Source organism: Rhodococcus yunnanensis NBRC 103083, assembly GCF_001895005.1.
GTDB classification, from domain to species: Bacteria; Actinomycetota; Actinomycetes; order Mycobacteriales; family Mycobacteriaceae; genus Rhodococcoides; species Rhodococcoides yunnanense.
In genome coordinates, this window is sequence record NZ_BCXH01000063.1 from 1 (window position 1) to 753 (window position 753).

Here is a 753-nt window from a genome sequence, read left to right on the forward strand (position 1 = left end):
ACCGCCACACCCTTCGGCCGACCCGTCGACCCCGACGTGAAAATCACATACGCCGTATTCCACCCACGCAACACCGACAACCGCTCACCATCGGACACCGGCAACACCGACAACCCCGACACATCCACCACCGACACATCCACCACACGCACACCCGAACCCGAACCCGACACACCACCACCCGCAGCAGCAACCACACCCTCGAACACACCCACATCCGCAGCACCCGACACCAACACCAACACCGGCGACGCCACCGACACAACAAACCCATTACGCTCCACCGGCTGATCCGGATCCAAGGGCACATAACCACCACCCGCCACCACCACCGCATACATCCCCACCAACAAATCCACCCCACGCCGCATCCCCAACCCCACCAACACCTCAGGACCCACACCCTCACCGATCAACCACCGAGCAAGAGCAAACACCCGCTCACCGAACACCCCATACGACAACCGCTCACCCCCAGCCACCACCGCCACCGCATCCCACGACACACCCACCTGATCCACGAACAACGACGCCAACGTCACACCCGAACCCACACCCGCAACACCCGAATCCAACACCCGCACAGTCTCATTCCACCCCGACACCACCAACTCACGCTCACCCACACCCAACACACCGATATCACCCACCACCACAGACGAATCCGCAGCCACCGCCTCCAACACACCCACCAAACGACCCGCAAAACCATCCACCGTCGACCGATCGAACAAATCCGTCGCAAACGTGAAA

General features: G+C 61.6%; 1 protein-coding gene. It reads right to left on the reverse strand.

The window, feature by feature from the left end:
* Nucleotides 1-692 (reverse strand): AMP-binding protein (locus RY1_RS29280; protein ID WP_169914876.1); only part of this gene is annotated, 692 nt, incomplete at its 3' end.
* Nucleotides 693-753 lie beyond the last annotated feature (61 nt).